Consider the following 17,641-nt stretch of genomic DNA (forward strand, 5'->3'; position numbering starts at 1 on the left):
CCGGGCACATCGGCGGACTGCTGATCCCGGAGTCGTGGACCGACGCGCTCGGCATCAGCGAGACCGCCTACCACGCCGTCGCGGTCACCCTCGGCACCGTCGCCGGCTTCTGCACGCTGGCCGGCGCGGCGATCCTCATCTACCGGCGGCGCACGGTCGGCCCGGTCTTCTCCGCCACCACCCGCAACGACAAGCTCATGTACGTGCTGCTGATCGGCACCATCGTGCTCGGCCTCGGCACGACCGTGCTCGGCAACCTGACCGGACACCCGCACGACTACCGGCAGACCGTCTCGCCGTGGTTCCGGTCGATCTTCTACCTGCACCCGGACAAGGACCTGATCCTGGCCGCGCCGCTCGGTTTCCAGCTGCACGCCCTCGCGGCCTGGACGCTCTTCGCGTTCTGGCCGTTCAGCCGGCTCGTGCACGTGTTCTCGGCGCCGATCGGCTACCTGACCCGGCCGTACATCGTCTACCGCAGCCGCGACGACCGGCTCGGCGCGCAATCGCCCCGCCGAGGCTGGGAACGAGTCGGCCACCCATGACTGCCACCGCGCAATGCAAAACACCATCCCAACTCGAGCGATGGAGGCATCGTGGACAATTCGTCACGGACCAAACTCGCCAGTAAACAGCTATCGCCGCCCGGCAGGCGTCCAGCGGCCGCAGCGCCCAGACGGTGAACGGCGGGCACGCCAGCGCCCTGCGCCAGACCGTCATCGCCCTGACCGCCGGACAACGGCTCGACGAACACGAAAACCCCAGAGAAGCCACCCTGCTGGTCTGCGAAGGGGAGTCCGATTAACCGCCGCCGCGCCGGCGTGCAGGTCGGCGACCAGTCGCCGCGAAATCGTCCACGCCACCACCGACGCGACCGCATCGAGGCCAGCCCTGAGGTGCTCTGCCGCCTCCGCTATCGCGACCGGCCAACCAGCTTCCTACCAAGGCCTCGCCGCCCGGACATTTGCCCGCCGACCAGTCAGCTGGCGCTCAACAATTGTGTCCTGTGGTTCGTGAACCCCGTACAGAGGTGCCGGGCCGAGTTGTCACCTCCCGGGGTGGGGGCCATAACGGCAGCCACGGTTGCCTCGCAAGTGACCCTCGACAGGACGCGGCGCCCAGCGGGTCCGGCGGGGAACGCCCGCGGATCACCGCTGTCAGGCAAACTGGACCTGGCCGGATGCGCCGGCTCCTGCGAATCCTCGTGGAAGCTGGGGTTCTCCTGCGGTTCACGGTCGTCCAAGGGCCACATCCCTGCTCGGTTGATCCCCTGCCCGAGACGGGCCGGCGCTCCGTCGACGCCGACAGCTGTTAACCGGCAGGTTATTGGTTCACGGACCGATCTGCGGGCCAGGTGTCATTCACTCGTCCGGGTGTCGTATCGTCCTGGCGGCAACGATGCGCTCTGCCGTGGCGTCAAACCGGCATGACTCGAACCAAGACCGCAGGGAGTGCACCGTTGACAGCCAAAGACGCTGATAAGGATGACGACGAGATACTGACCATCGAAGACGTTGCAGAAATCCTCAAGGTTCCCGTCGGCACAGTCCGGAAGTGGCGATCGGCACGGATCGGGCCAAAGGGGTTTCGCGTAGGAAAGTACGTCCGTTTTCGACGGTCATCGGTCGACCTATTTATTGAGCAACGCGAGGCAGCGCAAGATTTCTAGAAGGCGCAGACGAAGCCCGCGATTGACGAACGACACATGCTTTTGGAAACCGCACGTACTCGATACACTCTGGGCTGGGTGGACAGATTCAGGGCGCCTCGTCGACCAACGTTGGGGATGCCCGCCGCACCGACGGGTATGGGCTTATCGCCAGTCCACCTCCTTGAGTCGGGGAAGGGAATCCGGCAGGAATCTCAACGCCCTTATTTCACCGACCCGTGTTGGGTGCACCACCTCGATCAATTCCACTCCGTGGTACTCGAGGAAGAATGGTTTTACGCCCCGAAAGTAGCATAGCCCGAACCCCGCAAAGTACGGCGTCAAATTGTCGCGGACGTTCTGACCGTGGAGAATGAGCTGTCCTGGATCGATTCCACGATCCAACAGGTTCCCGAAGACCGCCTGGCCCGCTCGGTAGAGCGGACTTGTTGGCTGCCATCGTTTATGCAGGTGTTCCCGTACCAAGGAGTCCTCGATTTCGTGGTCGTCAAGAACGAGCCGTTCCACGCGGACGGCGCCGCTCTCGATCGCCTCGATGATCTGCTCGCGGTAATACCGAGGCAACCAGCGTTCCATGCCGTCGAACTCGGGCAGCATCGCGTGGCGTTCCGCTCGGCCGGCGGCCGGGTCCGGCTTGATCGAGTGCAGCCGGGCCATGGCTGTTGGCAGGTCGTCACCGCGGCGCCACAGCAACGTCATGTCGAAGTCGGCGTCGGCGTGGCAGTCGAACGCAAAGTCGACGCTGCGCCGGCGTCCCGTCAGAGCTTGCCGGAACACGCGGCAGGGGTCGTAGCGCTCGCTCAGGCTCCGCGACACTTCGGAGCGCCACTGGTCGTCGCGGTCGAACTCGACGTCCAGATCGACGTCGTGTGGCTTTAGCGCTCCCCGAGCAACCGAGCCGAAAACATACAGCTCACGGACCAGGCTCAGCGGCCACTGCGCCCGGCCTTCGACGAGACGTTCCAGGACGCCTTCGGTCAGCTCAATCGCACGTGCTCGGTCCACCACTTCCCCATTTCTTGTCACGAGATACGCCGTGATCAGCTCTCGTCGGTCTTTGCCCGCTTGCGGGCCTTGGCGGACTTCTCGGCCAGCTGGAGCATGTAGGCCCGCCTGGCGTGGGTGGCCATCACCGTCCGGATTTCCGGGTCGAGAACACCAAGCGGGTCCACCTGCTTCTCGAAGCGGGCCAGGAACGACGCCGTCGCCGGCGCGGTCCGTCCTGTGCGGTCAGCGGTGTTCGCCCAGGAGGCGTGTGCGGCGATCCGCGCTCGCCGCTCGCGTTGCTGCGCTGTCAATGCCATCCCGACGCCTCCGCCCGCGTCAGACTCGTTCGCCGATACGCAGCCGTGCGTGCATCAGCTGCGCGCGTTCCGCGGCGGCGCTCGCCCCGTACCGGCGGGGCATGTCGTCGGAGGCCCAGCCGAGCACCATCATCAAGTCGCCGGTGTCGCCGCCGGCGAGTTTCCACTCGTGCGCGAAGTTGTGCCGCCACCGGTGCGCGTGGACGTCGGCAACTCCGGCGAGCAGCCCCCGCCGCCGGAGCATGATCTTGACGCCGTTGGAGGACAGCGGCACCTCGCCCTTCTCGGGCAGCCACAATGCAGGCGTCGATGCGGCGCGGCGCCGCGCTCGCATGCGCAGGTATTTGCTGAGCGCGCGGCCGGTACGCGGACCGAACCGGACCCGGCGGTCTTTCATGCCTTTGCCGTGGAACAGCAGCGAGTCGTTGCCCAGGTCGGTGTCGTCGAGCTGCAGGCCGGCGACTTCGGACAGGCGGGCGCCGGTGTTGTAGAAGACCCGGATGATCGCCTCGTCGCGCAGGGACAGGAAGTCCTTACCCCGGCAGGTCGCGAGGATCTTGGCGGTGTCGTCGTCGCCGAGGATCGGGATCAGTTTCTGCTCGGTCTTGGGCTGCTTCACCCGGTCCATCGGCGATCGTTCGAGGTCTTCCTCCTCGACCAGCCATTTGAAGAACTGCTGCAGGCCCTTGTGCTTGTTGAGCGCCGTCGACGCCGACCGGGTACGGACCATCCACGCCTGGAACTCCTCGACGTGACCACGCTTCACCTCGCACGGATCGTCGGCCGCGTCGTGGGAGTCCAGCTGGTCGACGACGTCGATGAGGAAGCGGCCCAGTTGCGCGGCGGCGAGGAGATAGATGTAGCGGGTCGTCTCGGGATAGTTGCCGCCGCGCAGCGTTCGGTCCCAGTCCCGCAGGTAGTCCGACCAGGCCGGGGCGAGGCCACGACAGACCTTCTGCAGTTCCATTCCAGCCTCACCCCACACCATCCAGACACCGGCCCCTTGTCCTGGCGAACCGCCGCGACGGGCCGTACGACAGGACGCCTGGGCTCCATCGTCAGGCGTCATCCACCCGCGCGGAAGTGGGCTCAGATGGTCCGCAGTAGTCCCGCGCTCTGCGGTCATTGCGCGACCGGCCGCCACCGGCGATGGCTACGTGAGTGCCAGCCCCGGGAGGTCAGTCCGGCTGGGCGTCGGGCGGTTGCCGCAGTTCGGGTGGGGCGAGGCTGATCGAGAAGGGGTGTATATGTCCGGCGGTGTTCGGGATGTGCTGGAACCATGCTTCGATGTGCATGTCGGACGGTCCGAACTGCGCGGTGAAGGCGGCGTCGTCCTCGAAGCCGTCCAGATCGTCCTGGTACAGCCATTCGTGGTCGAGGTCGTCGTAGGCAGCGTCGTCGAAGCCGTCGTACAGCCGGTCGAGCACATCACCGTCGAGCAGCTGATAGTCCTCGAGCAACGCTCGAGCCTTCTCCACAAGCAGGTGCAGCGCGAGGGCTTCGCCGACACAGGATGGCGGCGTCCATCCCTCGCCGGCCAGCCTGCCGGTGACCATGACGGTGGCGACGAGGAACTGGCGGGCGAACCGGCCGTTGTAATGGTGCGCGAACCGCTGCGGAAGCTCGTCCAGGACCATGAACAGGGCGTCGCTGCCGGCGACGGTGCCGTGGTCGGCGGCGAGCGTCCCGATGTCCTGGAACAGCTCGTCGATCATGATGGTGGACGCGAAGATCAAAGCGCCGGCGGCGAGCTTCGGTGTGTCCTGGTCCCCGTCACCGGCGTCGAAAACCAGCAGATCGAACGCCCGCAGCTGGCCGGCGTGGTCAATGACCCACTGGCGGCGATCGATCGGCGGCCCGGGATCCGCGAGCGACGTGGCAGGCCCGCGCTGCTCGGCGAGCCAGCGCGCCCGCTGCGACGGATCGGCCGGTGGCACGTCGGGGCCGTCGGCCGCCTGCAGTCCGGCCTCGGCGAACCGCTGGTCGAAGCCGACCTCGCAGCGGGCGATGACCCAGTCGGCCAGCAGTTCACTGCGTTCAAGGACCTCGTGCATGATGTCGCGGGCGGCAGCCTCGGCGACCTCCAGCGACGCGGCATCCAGGACCAGCAGCACCAGCGCGCCTTCGGGATGCGCGCCGACCCAGTAGCGGCTGACGACGACGATGTCATCCTCGTCGCCGGTCTCGGCTGCTTCGACCTGGTTCAACAGCCGGTCCAGCAGCGATCCGGCCCCCTGCGCCTGCAGCGGGTCAAGATCCGATGCCCCGGCGGCAAGCGCCAGGTCAGCCGAAACGCCATACTCCACCGCCGGAGCATACGAGCCGACCGGGTGCGACCGGGAACCATCGTCAGGACGAATCCGCGTCGATTCCCCGGTATGCGTCGGCGCGATGCGGCCTCGATAGGGACCGGCGGTGCCGCGTGAGTGGTCGTCGGCGCCACCCACGATCACCTGGTCGAGGTGTCGATGGCGGCGGTGGTCTCCCGGGATCGCACACCGTCGCGCCCGCTACGGTTGCGGCCCGTGCCCGCCGGGCGCGAGCGTGAGCAGGGTGGCCGCCAGGTTCGGTGCCGGCAGCGCCGCCCGCAGAGCGGGCGCCAGCAGGCTGACCGCGCCGCAGCGGCGGCAGTACCAGCAGTGCCGCCACAACCACCGTGCCGTGCGGACCTGCGGCCCCGTCCTGGCCGCGGCCGCGCGCCGGGCGCGTAGCAGCCACCCGCTGCCGGCGGCGAGCAGTCCCATGATGATGACGCCCGCGATCCCCTGCGCGCCGCCGGACTGGACGGCTACGGCCAGGTTCAATGCCGCTGCAGGCCCGGCGACGCCGAGCACGATCGCCGGGGCCGTGGCGGAGCGCGGGCGGCGAGGCGGCGCCAAGGCCGCCGCCAAGGCAGTGTGGTGAACGATGCGCGCCCGCACCGGCACCGGATACCCGAATGGTCCTGGCGCGCGGCCGCGGACCTCGGCCACGGTGCGTTGCTGCCGGGTGAGAGCTTCGACGCGGATCAGGGCATCCGTGCTCGGGCAGCCGAGACAGCGCAGAGCGCGCTCAGGCGCAGCGTTTGCTTGTCGTTTCATCGCATCCCCTTCGGATTCGTAGCGGCCCAGAGACAGCGGTCATCGGCAACCCGCCGACGCACGGAATACCTGTCCACTGCCATGGGGGCCGCAAGGCACGGGGGTCCGGGTGCAACGCTGGGATCGAACGCCGGGCGCCCGATCCCAGCGCGACGGGGACGGGTTCAGACCTTCTCGCCGATGCCCAGCTGGGTCTGGATCTCCTGGGCACGTTCGGCGGCGGCGCTGCGCCCGTACCGGCGCGGCATCGCATCCGACGACCAGCCCAGCAGCAGCATCAGGTCACCGGTGTTGCCGCCGGCGCGTTTCCATTCGTGGGCGAAGTTGTGCCGCCACCGGTGCGCGTACACGTGGCCGAGCCCGGCGCGTTTGCCGTGCCGTTTGAGCATCAGCTTGATCCCGTTCGGGGTCAGCGCGACCTTGCCCCGCTCGGCCATCCACAACTGCTCGATCTCACCGGCGTAGCGGCGTTTCGCCCGGGCCCGCAGATACAGGCTGAGCGCTTTCGCGGTCTTGGTGCCGAACCGCACCCGCCGGTCCTTGGCGCCCTTGCCGTGCAGCAGGATCGACTGCGACGGCATGTCCAGATCGGTCAACATGAGGTTGCCGATCTCCGAGAGCCGGGAGCCGGTGTTGTAGAACAGCCGGATGATCGCCTCGTCGCGCAGCGCGGCGAAGTCCTTCTTCAGCCGCACATGATCGAGCAGCTTCTTCGTTTCCCAGTCGCGCATGACCGGGACCAGCTTTTCCTCGGTGCGTGGCTGCGGCACGCGTTCCATCGGGGAGGATTCGATCTCCTCCTCGCCGATCAGCCATTTGAAGAACTGCTGCAGCGCTTTGTGCTTGTTCAGCGCGGTCGTCGCCTTACGCGTTTCGAGCATCCAGCCCTGGAACGCCTCCAGGTGCCGTTTCTTCACGGCGGCCGGGCCGAGCGCCGCCGCCGAGCCGGCGTACTCCGATTCTTCCGAGCGCAGATACCGCGCCAGTTGCACGACGGCGATCAGATAGTTGTAGCGGGTCGTCTCCGGATGATTCGCGGCCCGCAGCGACCGGTCCCAGTCGCGGATCAGGCCGCCCCAGTCGGTCTCGTTGAGGCCGGCGCAGAGCTTGTCGAGGTGGTACAGGGCCATGGATCGTCACCTGCCGAGTCAAGGGGTCTACAAGCGGCGTGCTCGACCCGGCAGAACGTCCCATGATCACAAAAGAGGGCCTCTGACCTGCAGAGACCCTCTCGCTGTCGGGCTGACAGGATTTGAACCTGCGACCCCTTGACCCCCAGTCAAGTGCGCTACCAAGCTGCGCTACAGCCCGATGCCACCCGGCCAACCACACCGCGCGGCAACTTCTACACCTTACATCCCCTACCCGTGGGCCTTGCCGCGACCCCCCGGGCCCGTCTTCTTCCTGGGCTTGACCGAGATCTCGATCGGCGACCCCTCGAAGCCGAACTCCTCGCGGAGCTTTCGCTCGATGAACCGCAGGTAGCCGGCGTCCAGCGGGCCGGTCGTGAACAGCACGAACCGGGGCGGTGCGACTCCGGCCTGGGTGACGAAGAGAATGCGGGGTGCCCGGCCGCCGCGGACCGGGTGGGGGGTGGCCTGGGTGAGGGCGGTCAGCCACTGGTTCAGGGCGCCGGTGGGGACTCGCTGCTCCCAGGAGTTGAGGGCTCGGCGCAGCGCGGGGGCCAGCTTGTCGACCGCGCGCCCGGTCTTGGCGGAGATGTTGACCCGAATCGCCCAGGGGATCCGCTTCAGTTCGCGGTCGATCTCCTTGTCCAGGTAGAAGCGGCGGTCGGCGTCGACCAGGTCCCACTTGTTGAAGGCGATCACCAGGGCCCGGCCGGCCTCGACGACCTGGGTGAGTACGCGCTGGTCCTGCTCGCTGATCACCTCGGCGGAGTCCAGCAGTACGACCGCCACCTCGGCCGCCTCGACCGCGCCGGCGGTGCGCAGGGACGCGTAGTACTCGGTGCCGGAGGCCTGGTTGACTCGTTTGCGCAGGCCGGCCGTGTCGACGAACTGCCAGACCTCGCCGTCCATCTCGACGAGCGAGTCGACCGGGTCGACGGTGGTGCCGGCGACCGAGTCGACGACCGCGCGTTCCTCCTTGGAGACGCGGTTCAGCAGCGACGACTTGCCGACGTTGGGGCGGCCGACGAGGGCGACCCGCCGGGGGCCGCGGGGGGCGTCCTCCACGATCGGGGGCGGCGACGGCAACGCGGCCAGGATGTCGTCGAGCAGGTCGCCGGAGGAGCGGCCGTGCAGGGCCGAGATCGGGTATGGCTCGCCCAGGCCGAGGGACCACAGGGAGACGGCTTCCATCTCCAGGTTCTGGTTGTCGGCCTTGTTGGCGACCAGGATGACCGGCTTGTGGCTGCGCCGCAGCATCTTCACCGCGGCCTCGTCGACGTCGGTGGCGCCTACCGTTACGTCGACGACGAAGACGACCACGTCGGCGGTCTGCACGGCGATCTCAGCCTGGGCCGCGATGGCCGCGGCCCGGTCGCGGGCGTCGGGCTCCCAGCCGCCGGTGTCGACCACCGTGAAGCGGCGGCCGTTCCACTGCGCGTCGTAGGGCACGCGGTCGCGGGTCACCCCGGGAACGTCCTCGACAACCGCCTGGCGGCGGCCGATGATGCGGTTGACCAGCGTCGACTTGCCCACGTTGGGACGGCCGACGACGGCCACCACGGGTACCGGACCGGCAGACAAATCGGGATTGTCCGATATGTCGGCAACGGGCAACTCGCTCACTTACTCACCTTGCTATTCAGAAGCTTCAAAAGATGCGCCACGACGTCGTCGATACCCATGCCGGTGGTGTCGACCTCGATGGCGTCGGAGGCCTGCCGCAGCGGGTCGGCAGTGCGGGAGGAGTCGAGCTTGTCGCGCCGGGCCAGGTCGGCCTCGGTCGCCGCCACGTCGGCGGCATTCTCGGCGCTGCGCCGGGCGGCCCGGGCGGCGGAGGACGCGGTCAGATAGACCTTGAGGTCGGCGTCGGGCGCCACCACCGAGGCGATGTCCCGTCCCTCGACCACGATGCGCGGGTGGCCGGCGATGATCGCCCGCTGCAGGGCGACCAGGTGCTTGCGCACGGCCGGCACGGCGGCGACCGCCGAGACGGCCGCGGTCACCTCGGGACCGCGGATCGGGCCGTCGACGGGGACGCCGTTGGCGGCGAAGTGCGGAGCGTCCGGCGACGTACCGATGGACAGCTCGGTCTCGAGAGCCACCTTGGCGATCGCCTCGGCGTCGTCCAGGAAGACGCCGGCCTGCAGCACCGCCCAGGTCACCGCCCGGTACATCGCGCCGGTGTCGAGGTACGCGCCGTCGACGGCGGAGGCGAGCCGCCGGGAGACGGTGGACTTGCCCGAGCCGGACGGCCCGTCGACGGCCACCACACACTTCTCCGGCCGCACTGCTTCCGCCACCGTTCCTCCTTCGGTTCGCCCGCCCGACCAACCCTCCCATTGTGCCCGCCATGGAAAGCATCGACGAACTAGGGTATGTTACTCACGAGTAACCACGGAGGGAGCGCATCATGCCCACGCTCGACCGCCACGACACCGTGTTCGTCCTCGATCTCGGCGACACCGAGAACCGCTTCCACCCCGACTGGATGACCTCGGTGAACAGCCTGCTCGACGAGGTGGAGAAGGGCGACGACCCGCGCGCCCTGGTCACCACGGCGACCGGCAAGATCTGGTCGAACGGCCTCGATCTCGAGTGGCTCATGGAGCACCCGGAGCGGTTCGCCTCGTACACCGGTCAGGTCCACGCCCTCTTCGCGCGGGTGCTCGGCCTGCCGATGGTCACCGTCGCGGCCCTGCAGGGCCACACCTTCGCCGCCGGCGCCATGCTCTCGCTCTGCCACGACCTGCGCGTGATGCGCGCCGACCGCGGCTACTGGTGCCTGCCCGAGGCGGACATCAACATCCCCTTCTCGGTCGGCATGAGCGCGCTGATCCAGGCGCGGCTGACGCCGCAGACCGCGCACGAGGCGATGGTCACGGCCCGGCGCTTCGGCGGCGTCGACGCGTACGCGAAACAGATTGTCGACGACGCCCGGCCCGAGGCCGAGGTCCGCGAGACGGCGATGGCCCTCGCCCGGCAGCACGCCGGCAAGGCCGGCCCCGCCCTGCAGACCATCAAGACCAGGATGTACGCGTCGGTGCTCACGGCACTGCGGGCCGAGGGCGGCAACGCCCCCGACCCGCAGCTTCTCAACAACTGACCAGGTCAGACCCGGAAGTGGCTCACCATGGCCTGCAGGCGGTTCGCCATCTGGCTGAGCTCGTTGACCGCGGCCATCGACTGGGACACGCCCTGGCCGGTCACCCGGGACGACTCGGCCAGGCCGTCGACGTTGACCGCGATGCCGCCGACGCCTGAGGCAGCCGCCGCCACGCCACGGTTCATCTCCGTGGTCGTCGCCGTCTGCTCCTCGACCGAGCTGGCGATCGTGCTCTGGAAGTCGTTGATCCGGGTGATCACCGCGGTGATCTCGCCGATCGCCTCGACCGCCCCGGCCGTGTCGGTCTGGATGGTCTCGACCCGGCGGGAGATGTCCTCGGTCGCCCGAGCCGTCTCCATCGCCAGCTCCTTGACCTCGCCGGCCACCACCGCGAAGCCCTTGCCCATCTCGCCGGCCCGGGCCGCCTCGATCGTCGCGTTGAGCGCCAGCAGGTTGGTCTGCGCGGCGATCTGCGTGATCGTGTTGATCACCGTGGCGATCTCCTCGGACGACGTGCCCAGCTTGCCGACCTGCTCGGTGGTCCGCTCGGCGATCGAGACCGCCTGACCGGCCACCCGGGCCGCCTCGGCGGCGTTGTGCGCGATCTCACCGATCGACGCGCCCATCTGCTCGGCGCCGGCCGCGACCGTCTGCACGCTCTCCGAGACCGAGGCCGCCTGGTGCGCGACCTGCTCGCTCTGGCGGGCCGTCTCGTTCACGGCGGTGGTCACCGACTCGGAGGTGGACGACAGCTCCTCGGCCGCGGCCGCCACGGCGTGCGCCGACTCGGTCACCGAGCCGACCACGTCGCGCATGCCGGCCAGGGCGGTGTCGAGGTCGCGGGCCATCTGGCCCACCTCGTCCTTGGCCTGCACGTCGGCCGTCGCGGTCAGGTCGCCGGCGGCGACCGCCTGCAGCGCGTGCCGCACCCGCACCAGCGGCCGGGTGATCGACATGACCACGATCCAAGCCAGGCTGATGACCACCAGCGTGTCGATGCCGATCGTGCCCCACATCACGTGGTCACCGGTGGAGCGCTGGTCGGCGGCCGCGGCCTCGGCGGCGGCAACCACCCGGGCGAACTCGGCACGCTCGTTCTCCAGCACCGCGGAGACCAGGTAGTTGTCCACGCCGATCTGGGACCAGCCCAGCCGCGCGGTCACCGGGTCCTGCTGGGCGCCGGCCACGTACCGGGTGATGACGGCGATGTACTCCTCGTACACCTTGCGCAGCTTCGCGACGCTCGCGGTCTGCGCGGGCGGCAGCTTGGCCGCGGTCAGCTTGTCGAGCAGGGCCTTGGTCTGCTCGATCGACTCGTTGAGCTTGGCGGCCTGGTCGGCCGCGTGCTCCCGGGCGATGGCCTCGAGGCCGTTCGCCTTCAGCTCGCTGGCGAGGCGGTCCAGCTGCAGCACGTACGTGCCGGCGAGGTTGAGGGCCGCGAGGTCCTCGGACGTCTTGGAGTTCTCCCGGGACGTCAGGTTGCTGACCACCAGACAGGTGAGCAGCGCGAGCATGGTGACCACCACCAGGGCGCCGAGCTTGACGGCGACCGGCCGGTCGAGGAAGGAGGCGGTCACGCGCTGCCGCCAGGACAGGTTGGTCGTGGTCACGAGAGGTCTGCCTTCGAGTAGTAGCCACCGTCGACGAGCACCGAGACGAGGTTCGCCTTCTCGACGCTGACCGGCTGGAGCAGGAACGACGGGATGACGCTGACGCCGTTGTTGTACGTCGTCGTGTCGTTGATGTCGGGCTTCTGGCCCGACAGGATCTTGTTCGTCATCTGGACGGCGACCTTCGCGAGCTCGCGCGTGTCCTTGTAGACGGTCTGCGTCTGGACGCCCTGGTTGACCAGCTTCACGGAGTCCAGCTCGGCGTCCTGACCGGTGATGACCGGCAGCTTCGAGTAGCCGCCCTCCTTCAGCGCGCCGATGAGCGCACGCCCGATGCCGTCGTTGGGCGACAGCACCGCGTCGAGCTTCACCCCGCTGTCCGCGCCGGCAAGCAGCTTGGCCATCCGCGCGGCGGCCACCTTGCCGTCCCAGCCGGCGGTCGCGACCTCGGTGAACGAGGTCTCCCCGCTCGGCACGACGAGGGTGCCGGACTTGATGTACGGCTTCAGCACGCTCATCGCGCCGTTGAAGAAGAAGGTGGCGTTGTTGTCGTCGCCCGACCCGGCGAACAGCTCGATGTTGAACGTCTTGCTCGTGTTCTTCAGGCCGAGGTGGTTCACGATCGTGGTCGCCTGCAGCACGCCGACCTTGAAGTTGTCGAAGCTGCAGTAGTAGTCCACGTCCGCGGAGCCGCGGATGAGCCGGTCGTACGAGATGACCGGGATGCCCTTGTCGTGGGCCTTCTTCAGCGCGTCCTTCAGGACGGTGCCGTCGACGGCGCCGATGACCAGCGCCTTGTCGCCCCGGTCGATCATGGCGTTGAGCTGCTGGGCCTGCTGCTGCGCGTCCTTCTCGGTGTACTGGATGTCGGTGCCGTAGCCAAGCGCCTGGAACTGCTTGACCATGTTGTCGCCATCGGCGATCCAGCGCTGCTCGGTCTTGGTCGGCATCGAGATGCCGATCGTGCCGGGATTGGGGGCGTTATCGCTCAGGGTGGCGAGCGAATTGGTGCCGCATGCGGCTGTGCAGGCGAGCAACAGCGCAGCGACGGGCAAACCGAAACGAATCGGCGACCTGGTCACGGAGTCCTCCTAGAAGGCTCCCGTTCGAGGTGGGGAGCTGTGCCCTCACACTCGGCAACGCAAATCGCCAGCTAAGCGAACCCCCATGATCCTTCCGGCAATACCCGGAGCAGATCGGTTGCTAGTCCTCGTCCTCGTCCTCGTCGTCGCGGCCGCTGCCGGACGGCCCGTCGCCGACCGCCCGGAAGAGGGCCGCGACCTCCGCGTTCGACAGGTGCCGGAAGCCACCCGGCCGAAGATCACCGAGGCGGATCGGCCCGACCGCCGTACGAATCAGCCGGGTGACCGGATGCCCGACCGCGTCCATCATCCGCCGCACGATGTGCTTGCGGCCCTCGTGCAACACGATCTCGACCTGGGCGGTCTTGCCGAGCGCGTCGACGAGCTTGAACGCGTCGGCGCGGGCCGGCCCGTCCTCGAGGTCCACCCCGGCGAGCAGGCGCCGGCCGACGTTGCGCGGCAGCGGCCCGACCACCTCGGCGAGATAGGTCTTGGCGATCCCGTACGACGGATGGGTCAGCTTGTTGGTCAGCTCCCCGTCGTTCGTGATCAGCAACAGTCCCTCGCTGTCCGCGTCGAGGCGCCCGACGTGGAACAGCCGCTGGTCGAACTGCCCGAGGAAGTCGGCCAGCTCGGTGCGCCCCTTCTCGTCGTCGAGCGAGGTCACGACGCCGCGAGGCTTGTTCATCGCGAGGTAGACGAGCTTGGTGTCGGTGATCACCCGCTGCCCGTCGACGCGGATCTCCGCGGTCGCCGGATCGACCTTGTCGCCGAGCTTGGCGACCTTGCCGTTGACGGTGACCCGCCGCCGGAAAATGAGATCTTCGCAGGCGCGGCGGGACCCGACACCGGCGGCGGCCAGCACTTTCTGGAGGCGTTCGGCGGTGTCAGCCTGGGGCATCGAGCACTTCTTCCACATCGTCGGGCAGGAACGGGGCGAGCGGCGGCAGCTGATCGACCGAGTTGATCCCCAGTTTCTCCAGGAACAGCGGCGTCGTGCGGTACAGGTAGGCCCCCGTCTCGCCCTCGACGCCGCACTCTTCGATCAGTCCGCGCGTAGCAAGCGTACGCATGACCCCGTCGCAGTTGACGCCGCGGATGGCCGAGATCCGCCCGCGGGTCACCGGCTGCTTGTAGGCGACGACCGCGAGCGTCTCCAGCGCCGCCTGGGTCAGCCGCACCGACTGGCCGTCGAGCACGAAACGCTCGACATACGCCGCGTACTCCGGCCGCGTGTAGAGACGCCAGCCGCCCGCGGCCCGCCGCAGGTCGAACCCGTGCCCCGCCGCCGTGTAGCGCGCCGAGATGTTCTCCAGCATCACAGCGACCCGCTCGGTCGGCTGCTCCAGAATCTGCGCCAGCTGCATCTCCGCCACCGGCTCGTCGACCACCAGCAGGATGGCCTCGAGCGCCGCGCAAAGCTCGCTGTCGTCGATCAATTCCGGAAGATCTTCAGACGTACGTGTCGACGGCTCCCCGACCGCAGGAGCGTCGTCCTTCCGGCGCCCCTGCTCGGGCACGGCACCGGCCACCGGCGCGACCGGTTCTTCGTCCGCCATCCGCTCAACGATCGGCGGCTCCTCCACCTCGTCCCCGCCGACGGGCGCAGCGTCCCCGTCATCGCCCGCGAAGTCCGAAACCTCCGGGATTTCCGGTTCGTCGGGCTCCTGGTCGACGTAGCCGGGCGGATTCGCCCCCTCGAACGCCTCGTCGAAATCGTCGTCACCCTCGGCGAGACCGGCCTCGGACCACTCCTGGTCGTCGTCCGGCCGCTCGTCCTGCACCGGCTCATCGGGAGCAGCATCCGCCGCGCCTGACGCCTCGGTGGCAGCCTCGGCCTCGGCCTGGAAACGCCGATCCGGTGGGCGCTGCTGCCGCTCCCACGGCGGCACCCAGGAGGCGGCCTGCCGTGCCAGCGACTCGGTCCGTTCGTCGTCGCTCACGATCGTTCCTCCAGCACGGCGTCCTTCTCGTCCCCGTCAAGATCTTCAAGACTCCCGGCCGTGTCAAATCCGCCGGCCTCGGCCTGGGATGTCCCCGCATCTTCGTCCGGCGAATCCGTTTCGCCGGGCGGCGGTGCGGCGGCCTCGTCGGGTGCCGGTTTGCTGCCCTCGTAGTCGTCGATGTCCAGTTCGACGTCGGGCGCGTCCCCGCCGACCCAGCGGACCGTCAACTCGTCCAGCGAGACCGGCTGCTCGAACTCGATCAGACCTTCGCGGTACAGCTCCAGCAGCGCCAGGAACCGGGCCACCACCTCGAGCGTGCTCTCGCAGTCGGCGACCAGCAGCGAGAACGTCGCGCTCCCGGCCCGCCGCAGCCGGTCGCGCAGCAGCTGGGCGTGCTCGCGGACGCTGACCCGCACCTGATGGATGTGCGCGATCGACACCTGCGGCGGGCCTGGCTTGGGCGCGAACTGCTTCAACGCCAGCTTGAACAGCCGCTCCACCCCGATGCCGAGCACCAGGTCGGGCAGCGCCTCGGCGTACCGTGCCTCCATCGACACCGCGCGCGGCCACCGTTTCGCCCCGGTCGCCTCGAGCTCGGCGATGACCGACGCCGCCTCCTTGAAGGCCTTGTACTGCAGGAGGCGGGCGAACAGCAGGTCGCGGGCCTCGAGCAGGGCCAGGTCCTCCTCGTCCTCCACCTCGGCGGCGGGCAGCAGCCGGGCCGCCTTCAGGTCGAGCAGGGTCGCGGCGACCAGCAGGAACTCGCTGGTCTCGTCCAGATCCCAGTCGTCGCCCATGGCCCGGATGTAGGCGATGAAGTCGTCGGTGACCGTGTGCAGCGCGACCTCGGTGACATCCAGCTTGTGCTTGCCGATCAGCTGGAGCAGCAGGTCGAACGGGCCGGTGAAGTTTTGTAGTCGTACGGTGAATTTGCCGGAATCCTCCGCAGCCGCGACCACGTCGAGGTCGTCGGGGGCGGGGTTCACGGCATCTTCGGGCACCTGCTGACCGTAGACCACGAGTTCGACAAGCTGTTCCGGGCTCACAACCAACGTTCAACGTCCCAGCTCAGGGCCGGTGACTCGGGAGAATCGAAGATCAGCCCCACCACAGCAGGAACAGCGAGTCGAGCGCGTCGACGACCTGCAGCAGAATCGGGCCGGGCAGCGGGAACAGGCAGCAGACCAGCAGGATCACGACGCCGATGTTCTTGTCCTCGAACCACAGCCGCATCCACTGGATGCTCGCGCCGGGGCGGCGCAGCGCGTGGTACATGATCCCGAAGCCGTCCAGCGGCGGGATCGGGATGAGCGCCAGCACCCCGAAGCTGAGCAGGGTGACGCCGACCGACACCAGGATCACCTCGGCGACCGGCCCGCGGATGCCGAGCAGGATCGAGCCGGGGCCATAGGCCAGCAGGTAGCCGGGGTGGAAAGCGATCGCGTACGCCACGAGCACGATCTCGCCGAGCACGATGTTGACCAGCGGCCCGGCCAGGAACACCATGGCCGGCCGGAAGCGGCCCCGATAGCGCGGGACGTCGTCGACCGAGAGCATCTTGCCCCAGCCGACGCCGGCGATCGCGACGCCGACCGCGCCGAACGGGTCGACGTCCTCGCGCAGCCGGGGGCCGATCGACTCGCGGCGGTCGGCCAGCCCCAGGGTGCGGGCGGTCAGCCGGACCGCGATCGCGCGCAGGCACAGAGCGAGGACGAAGGCGAACAGGAGGGCGGCGAACGCCACCGGCGTCCGGAGGGCGAACAGCACGGGTCAGCCGCGCTCGACCTTGGCCGCGATGACCTCGCGCGCGAGCTGCCGGTAGTTGCGGGCGCCGGAGGACGCCGGGTCGAGGGTGAGGATCGGGGCGCCGGCCACCGTGGACTCAGGGAACTTGACCGTCTTGGTGATCACGGTCTGGTACACCTTGTCGCCGAACGCCTCGACCACGCGCTGCAGCACCTGCCGGCAGTGCGTGGTGCGGGAGTCGTACATGGTGGCCAGGATGCCCTCGAGCTCCAGGTCGAAGTTGAGCCGCTCGCGCACCTTGTCGATGGTGTCCAGCAGCAGCGCCACGCCACGCAGCGAGAAGAACTCGCACTCCAGCGGGATGAGCACGCCGTGCGCGATGGTCAGCGCGTTGATCGCCAGCAGGCCCAGCGAGGGCTGGCAGTCGATCAGGATGAAGTCGTACTCCTTGCGGACCGAGCGCAGCGCCCGGGCCAGGGCCATCTCCCGGGCGACCTCGTTGACCAGCTGGATCTCGGCGGCCGACAGGTCGATGTTGGCCGGCAGCAGGTGCAGGCCGGCCACGTCGGTCTTGATGATGACGTCCTCGGTGGCGACGTCGTCCTGCATGAGCAGGTTGTAGATGCTCAGGTCGAGGTTGTGCGGGTTGACGCCGAGACCCACCGAGCAGGCGCCCTGCGGGTCGAAGTCGACCAGCAGCACCTTGCGCCCGTACTCCGCGAGGGCGGCGCCCAGGTTGATCGTGGTGGTCGTCTTGCCGACGCCGCCCTTCTGGTTGGCCAGGGCGATGATCCGCGCGGGGCCGTGCCGGTCGGTCGGCATCGGCTCGGGGATCGGGCGGCGCATCGTGTACGCCGTGGGGTCGGCCGGACCCAGGTCGGCGCCGAGATCCAGCGAGCTCTGCTGCTCTCGCATCGCGGAGGTCCAGGCTTCCGCCCGTGCGTTGTTGCCCGACATGGCCCGCTCCCCCT

The 17,641-nt window shown here is 68.7% G+C and carries 18 protein-coding genes and 1 tRNA gene; 3 read left to right on the forward strand and 16 right to left on the reverse strand.

The genetic code is table 11. The features are described 5' to 3' along the window. Window positions 1-545, forward strand: a 545-nt coding sequence (gene narI / locus ODJ79_RS43930; RefSeq protein WP_263029684.1) for a respiratory nitrate reductase subunit gamma, incomplete at its 5' end; no start/stop codon positions are given. Window positions 546-1,426: 881 nt separating this feature from the next. Beyond that, on the forward strand, window positions 1,427-1,669 hold the full coding sequence (locus ODJ79_RS47375; RefSeq protein WP_411267437.1) for a helix-turn-helix domain-containing protein: 243 nt from the start codon (window positions 1,427-1,429) through the stop codon (window positions 1,667-1,669). Between the two features lie 144 nt (window positions 1,670-1,813). Here ODJ79_RS47375 and ODJ79_RS43935 read toward each other — a convergent pair whose 3' ends face one another. From ODJ79_RS43935 to cmk, 9 genes are all read right to left on the reverse strand, one after another. Continuing rightward, complete coding sequence (locus tag ODJ79_RS43935) at window positions 1,814-2,677, reverse strand: nucleotidyltransferase domain-containing protein (protein WP_263029685.1); 864 nt, start codon at window positions 2,675-2,677, stop codon at window positions 1,814-1,816. A gap of 32 nt (window positions 2,678-2,709) precedes the next feature. After that, window positions 2,710-2,973: a hypothetical protein gene (locus tag ODJ79_RS43940; protein WP_263029686.1), complete on the reverse strand. Its 264-nt coding sequence runs from the start codon at window positions 2,971-2,973 to the stop codon at window positions 2,710-2,712. A gap of 19 nt (window positions 2,974-2,992) precedes the next feature. Then, the gene (locus tag ODJ79_RS43945; RefSeq protein ID WP_263029687.1) at window positions 2,993-3,940 is read right to left on the reverse strand and encodes a tyrosine-type recombinase/integrase; all 948 of its coding nucleotides are present in this window, start codon (window positions 3,938-3,940) and stop codon (window positions 2,993-2,995) included. 211 nt (window positions 3,941-4,151) lie between these two features. After that, window positions 4,152-5,420 (reverse strand): hypothetical protein, encoded by a 1,269-nt coding sequence (locus ODJ79_RS43950; protein ID WP_263029688.1) that lies wholly within the window; start codon window positions 5,418-5,420, stop codon window positions 4,152-4,154. Between the two features lie 63 nt (window positions 5,421-5,483). Beyond that, complete coding sequence (locus ODJ79_RS43955) at window positions 5,484-6,053, reverse strand: hypothetical protein (protein ID WP_263029689.1); 570 nt, start codon at window positions 6,051-6,053, stop codon at window positions 5,484-5,486. A gap of 164 nt (window positions 6,054-6,217) precedes the next feature. After that, complete coding sequence (locus tag ODJ79_RS43960) at window positions 6,218-7,183, reverse strand: tyrosine-type recombinase/integrase (protein ID WP_263029690.1); 966 nt, start codon at window positions 7,181-7,183, stop codon at window positions 6,218-6,220. 107 nt (window positions 7,184-7,290) lie between these two features. Continuing rightward, window positions 7,291-7,364 (reverse strand) — tRNA-Pro (locus tag ODJ79_RS43965). A 50-nt stretch (window positions 7,365-7,414) separates the two neighbouring features. Further along, entirely contained in the window at window positions 7,415-8,797 is a 1,383-nt protein-coding gene (der, locus tag ODJ79_RS43970; protein WP_263029709.1) for a ribosome biogenesis GTPase Der, read from the reverse strand. A 5-nt stretch (window positions 8,798-8,802) separates the two neighbouring features. Continuing rightward, a complete protein-coding gene (gene cmk / locus ODJ79_RS43975; protein WP_263029691.1) occupies window positions 8,803-9,483 on the reverse strand; it encodes a (d)CMP kinase in 681 nt (226 codons plus the stop codon). 110 nt (window positions 9,484-9,593) lie between these two features. Here cmk and ODJ79_RS43980 point away from each other — a divergent pair, with 110 nt between their 5' ends. Then, entirely contained in the window at window positions 9,594-10,286 is a 693-nt protein-coding gene (locus tag ODJ79_RS43980) for an enoyl-CoA hydratase-related protein (RefSeq protein ID WP_263029692.1), read from the forward strand. A gap of 5 nt (window positions 10,287-10,291) precedes the next feature. Here ODJ79_RS43980 and ODJ79_RS43985 read toward each other — a convergent pair whose 3' ends face one another. From ODJ79_RS43985 to ODJ79_RS44015, 7 genes are all read right to left on the reverse strand, one after another. After that, the gene (locus ODJ79_RS43985; protein WP_263029693.1) at window positions 10,292-11,896 is read right to left on the reverse strand and encodes a methyl-accepting chemotaxis protein; all 1,605 of its coding nucleotides are present in this window, start codon (window positions 11,894-11,896) and stop codon (window positions 10,292-10,294) included. After that, window positions 11,893-12,978, reverse strand: coding sequence for a multiple monosaccharide ABC transporter substrate-binding protein (chvE, locus tag ODJ79_RS43990; protein ID WP_263029694.1), 1,086 nt, complete (start codon window positions 12,976-12,978; stop codon window positions 11,893-11,895). The genes ODJ79_RS43985 and chvE overlap by 4 nt, the downstream gene beginning before the upstream one ends. Before the next feature lie 121 nt (window positions 12,979-13,099). Beyond that, the gene (locus tag ODJ79_RS43995) at window positions 13,100-13,897 is read right to left on the reverse strand and encodes a pseudouridine synthase (protein ID WP_263029695.1); all 798 of its coding nucleotides are present in this window, start codon (window positions 13,895-13,897) and stop codon (window positions 13,100-13,102) included. Beyond that, complete coding sequence (gene scpB, locus ODJ79_RS44000; RefSeq protein WP_263029696.1) at window positions 13,866-14,921, reverse strand: SMC-Scp complex subunit ScpB; 1,056 nt, start codon at window positions 14,919-14,921, stop codon at window positions 13,866-13,868. Before scpB ends, ODJ79_RS43995 begins: the two co-directional genes overlap by 32 nt. Continuing rightward, on the reverse strand, window positions 14,918-15,925 hold the full coding sequence (locus tag ODJ79_RS44005; protein WP_411267438.1) for a segregation and condensation protein A: 1,008 nt from the start codon (window positions 15,923-15,925) through the stop codon (window positions 14,918-14,920). Before ODJ79_RS44005 ends, scpB begins: the two co-directional genes overlap by 4 nt. Before the next feature lie 97 nt (window positions 15,926-16,022). Next, window positions 16,023-16,691 carry a hypothetical protein gene (locus ODJ79_RS44010; protein ID WP_263029697.1) on the reverse strand — a complete coding sequence of 223 codons (669 nt, stop codon included), beginning with the start codon at window positions 16,689-16,691 and terminating at the stop codon, window positions 16,023-16,025. Window positions 16,692-16,694: 3 nt separating this feature from the next. Further along, the gene (locus ODJ79_RS44015) at window positions 16,695-17,627 is read right to left on the reverse strand and encodes a ParA family protein (protein WP_263029698.1); all 933 of its coding nucleotides are present in this window, start codon (window positions 17,625-17,627) and stop codon (window positions 16,695-16,697) included. Between the last annotated feature and the right edge of the window lie 14 nt (window positions 17,628-17,641).

The sequence above is a fragment of the Actinoplanes sp. KI2 genome (assembly GCF_025630775.1).
Classification (GTDB): Bacteria; Actinomycetota; Actinomycetes; order Mycobacteriales; family Micromonosporaceae; genus Actinoplanes.